4 protein-coding genes are annotated in these 4,100 nt (G+C 57.1%); all 4 read right to left on the bottom strand.

Annotated elements, in window-relative coordinates; genetic code table 11:
- A partial coding sequence (tgtA, locus tag MV985_RS01380) for a tRNA guanosine(15) transglycosylase TgtA (RefSeq protein WP_297458999.1) occupies positions 1 to 1,712 on the bottom strand: 1,712 nt, incomplete at its 3' end.
- 33 nt (positions 1,713 to 1,745) lie between these two features.
- A complete protein-coding gene (locus MV985_RS01385; protein ID WP_297458979.1) occupies positions 1,746 to 2,666 on the bottom strand; it encodes an inorganic phosphate transporter in 921 nt (306 codons plus the stop codon).
- 73 nt (positions 2,667 to 2,739) lie between these two features.
- On the bottom strand, positions 2,740 to 3,789 hold the full coding sequence (locus tag MV985_RS01390) for a glycosyltransferase family 2 protein (protein ID WP_297458987.1): 1,050 nt from the start codon (positions 3,787 to 3,789) through the stop codon (positions 2,740 to 2,742).
- A 24-nt stretch (positions 3,790 to 3,813) separates the two neighbouring features.
- Positions 3,814 to 4,100: hypothetical protein (locus MV985_RS01395; protein ID WP_297458994.1), on the bottom strand; the 287-nt coding region annotated here is incomplete at its 5' end.

Raw genomic sequence — 4,100 nt, forward strand, 5'->3', positions numbered from 1 at the left:
GCCAATCCGCTCTGGAAAACCTTCAGCTCCTCGCCGTTTAAGAGCGTCTGTCCCGTTGCGAGCAACTCGTCCCTCTCGTTCACCACTAAAACCTCGTCGTAGGGCCTTATTCCCGGGTCGGCATCAACCACAAACTTCGCGAAAACGTTCTTTCCGCGCTTCGCGAAGGGCTCGGCGTCGCTGTTCACAACGACACGCATCCTCGGGAACGGAAGAACCTCGTGGAGCCTCTTGGCACCTTCTATTCCGAGCGTCAGGAGGCCGTCCTCGGCCCTGAACGTCGCTAAGTGCTTGCCCTTGGCTTTAATCTGCCTCGGCATGCCCGTCTTTCTCGAAAGCTCGACTAATGCATCTCTGAAGGCCTCTCCGGCCCCTTCCCCGAACTGGTATTCCGCTATGGCCATGACGTATTTTTTGGCCTCCCCCTTCCCGGGCTTCTCTATGGTAAAGTCCTCCTCGCCCTCGCTCTGGGCGAAGGGATAACTCAGGCTGAGATACCTTGGAATCTCACCGAAAATCGGGTGCTTCACCGTTTCCGGGAATTTTCTCTTTACACGCTCCGCCCGTTCTCTGGCCCTAACGACTGTGGGCCACCTCAGGGATTCCTCGCTCACCTTAAAGAAGGCGCTGGCTTTGGTTACCGGCTCGTTCTTCTCGAGGTAGTCCCTGTATTCGAGCAAACGCTTGTAGGCCGCGAACATTTTTGGGTGACTCCTTGCCCTTTCATCGACCAGCTCCCACAGAGTTCCCTCCTTTATCGCCTGCTTTACCCTGTTGAGCTCCTCACGTATGACCCAGAGGTTGTGGATCGCCAAAAGCCTCCTCCTCTCTTCCTTCGGCATCTCCCTGAGTTCCTGAGGCGTGTAACGGGAACAGACGGGACAGGAGCAGGGAAAGTACTCAAGCTCATCAAGCCTTTTCGTACCCTCTGGCGTTAGGTAGCGGTCATCCTTGGCATACAGGGCATAGCTGGCCGAATCGAAGAGGTCTATTCCCATGGCAACGGCCAAAGCGAATATCATCGGGTGCCCAGCCCCGAATAGGTGGACCGGTCTGTCCGGTCTGAGGCCGAGCTTCGAGGCGATAACTACGTCAACGAGGTCTTTATAACGATAGCTCTCCATCAGCGGAACCACGGCACCGATTGGATGGATTTCAAAGTCCATCTCGCTCAGCCTTTTGGCGGCGTAGGTTCTCAGGTCGGAATAGGTTGATCCCTGAACGGCCGCGTTCATAGCTATCTCCTTTATTTCCTCCGCTTCCCTTGCCCTCTCCAGCGTTACCCTCAAGTCCTCCTCGGCCTTCTCTCTCGGCACATCGGGTGGAGTTGGTATGTCGAGGAAAGTCCCTATGTCAACGCCTATTGCCTGCTGGAACTGGACTATTTCGCGGTTCGTGACCTCTACGCCTCCATAGCGCATGAGTTGGAAACTGCCGGAGTCAACCTCTATTATACCATCGTAGTCGAGCAGTTTATGAATGCCCACCTCCAGGGCCTTCTCCCTCAGCTCTGGCGTCTTGTAGGTGATGTAGGAGTTCGTGATGATCATCCCGAAGCCCATCTTCTTCAGCTCTTTCGGGGTTACGATGAGCTGTTTTGGGTTTACAACCGGCATTATTGCGGGGGTTTCTATGGTCTTTCCGTTAACGGTCAGCTTTCCGATCCTGCCCGCGGCGTCCCTCGCTTTGACCTCGAACTTGAAATCCACCATCCGCAGCACCTCCAGGGGGGTAGGACTGGGGGTTTAAAAGCCTGCGGCGGAGAAGAGAAGCACCATCAGGTATGCGATAAACCCGGCGGAGAGGGGCGCCCTAACCCAGCTCTTGACTATGCCGATGAGAACCTCCCCGTTGACTTTTTCGCCCTTGTAGAGGGCCAGCCCGCTTATGGCGCCCACTATCGCCTGCCCAGAGCTGACCGGGAGACCGAAGATGTTGGCCAGGGTTACCGAAAGGGCCGCGCCGAACTGGCTGGCAAAGGCTGAGGTTGGGCCAAGTGGGACTATGTCCCTCCCAACGGTTATTATAACTTCCCTGCTGAAGGTCAGCGCCCCGAAGGCAAGCGAGACCGCCAGGAAAAACCGCCAGTCCACCCCGCTTCCCGAGAGGCCCACAACGTTGGCAAGCTCGTTGGTTCCGAGGTTGAAGGAGGCATAGGCAGATGCGAGTAAAACAAGCCACTTCTGGGTCAGCTCGAGGTTCTTGAGGCACTTTATCCTGCGCATTATGGGCTTGTAGACGAAGTATATCGCTATGGCAAGGAGTCCAGCAACAACGGGGGAGACGAACCAGGCGAGGACTATCCTGACGACGGTGGACCAGTCCACGCTCAGACCGACGGCCAGCGACGCGCCCACGAGCGCCCCGATGACGGACTGGGTGGTGGAGATCGGCTTTCCCCACAGGCTCGCGACCGTTACGGCGGCTGCGGCGCTCAAGAGGGTTAAAGCCACTTCTCCAGAGCTGAGACCTCCAGCCAAGCCGCTTATTGTTCCTGAAACCGATGAACCGCCGAGCAGAGCACCTATCGTCGTAAAGACAGCGATGATGAGGACAGCTCGCTTGAAACCGATTACCCCCGCCCCAACGGCGGTGCCCACAGCCTTCGCGCTGTCGTTTGCACCTATCGCCCATGCCATGAAGAACGCCGCAGCAATACCTATCATTGCCCCACCTCGTCTATATGTTCTATATAGTTTATGTAGCACAGGGTTGGGCATTTAAAAGGGTTTCGGCGGATTAGATCTTTCCCCGGAGGAGTTTGATGTATCCGTAGACGTGAAGCGAAAGGTAGAAAGCCGCCCAGAACCAGAGGATAAGCGGGAAGAGGAGCGCATTGGAGAGCCTTCCCCCCTCAAAGAGAACCGGAAAGAGCATCGTGAATGTCTCAAAGAACCACCAGAGGACAAACAGCCCCCAGTGGCCGGTTAAAGCCAAAGCGGGCGGGACCAGCACATCCAAAAGCGCCACTGCATCGCCGAGCAGGAGGAATGCCCGGTCCTTGGTGAAGCCACCGCCGAGGTTTTTCAAATCTCCCAGAAACCAGCGCCTCCTCTGCCGCCAGAGGGCGGAAAGGGAACGCGGCATCTCTGTCCAGACCCTCGCCCATGGGGCGTAGACCACCCTTCCCAGCGATTTGATTGCCTTTGTGGTGGCGTAGTCTTCAACGGCATCCTCCACGAAACCGCCGATTCGCTCAAGGGCATCCCGCCGGAAGGCCGCTATTGGACCCGGTGTGAGGCTCAGATCCTCAAGCTCCTTCGCCCTGCGGAACATGGCTATCCTCAGATGCTCCGCATCCTGCGCCCTCTCAAGGAAGGAACCGCCCAAGACGCGAACCTGCCCGCCGACGGCCACGACATCATCGGAGTAGAAGCGCCTCACGAGTTCCCTCACCGCGTTCCGCTCAAGGACACTGTCCGCGTCGGTCGTTACGATAACCTCGCCTGAGGACTTTGAGAGGCCAAAGTTGAGGGCCTTTGCCTTCCCCCCGTGCTCAACCCCGTAGATCCTCAGCCGCGGGTCGCCTACGGAGGATGCCGCTTTGAAGGTCCCGTCCTCGCTCCCGTCATCGATTACTATGACTTCCAAATCGGTGTAGTCCTGCTCAAGGGCCGATTTTACCGCCCTTAAAACCCTCTGCCCCTCGTTGTAAGCCGGGATGAGGATGCTCACCTTCGGCCCCCACTCCCTGGTTCGATAATCCCCGAAAAGGCTAATTATGTAATTGAAGAAGAAGTAGCCGTCCCATAGGAAGATGACGAGCAGTCCGAGGAGGAACTGGTTCATGGGGTTGGGTCCGAGAAAGAACTTTTAACCCTTACCCGTTTCGGCGATGCCCATCCCAATCGTCGGCCTTCTCCCCAGCCTGTACCTCACGACGTAGCGCCCGTGCTCAAACTCGTCTTCCTCAGCTTCGAGAACCTCAAGGGGTTCAAGCTCCACCCCGAGGTCCATCGCCTCCCACTTGATGTCGTCGAAGTAGTCGTAAAGCCCGCAGGTGGCGCAGAACGAACCCTCGAACTCGATTATAACCTCATCGCCCTCCATCTTCAAAATTCTCGCCTCCGCCTCACTGCCGTGGAGCCTGTTGAACTCCC

Origin of the sequence: Thermococcus sp. (assembly GCF_027012695.1) — an archaeon.
Lineage (GTDB): Archaea > Methanobacteriota_B > Thermococci > Thermococcales > Thermococcaceae > Thermococcus.

What these genes read in the sequence shown, in the direction of transcription:
- MV985_RS01385 (WP_297458979.1), bottom strand. Translation starts at nt 2,666, where the DNA reads ATGATAGGTATTGCTGCGGCGTTCTTCATGGCATGGGCGATAGGTGCA.
- MV985_RS01390 (WP_297458987.1), bottom strand. Translation starts at nt 3,789, where the DNA reads ATGAACCAGTTCCTCCTCGGACTGCTCGTCATCTTCCTATGGGACGGC.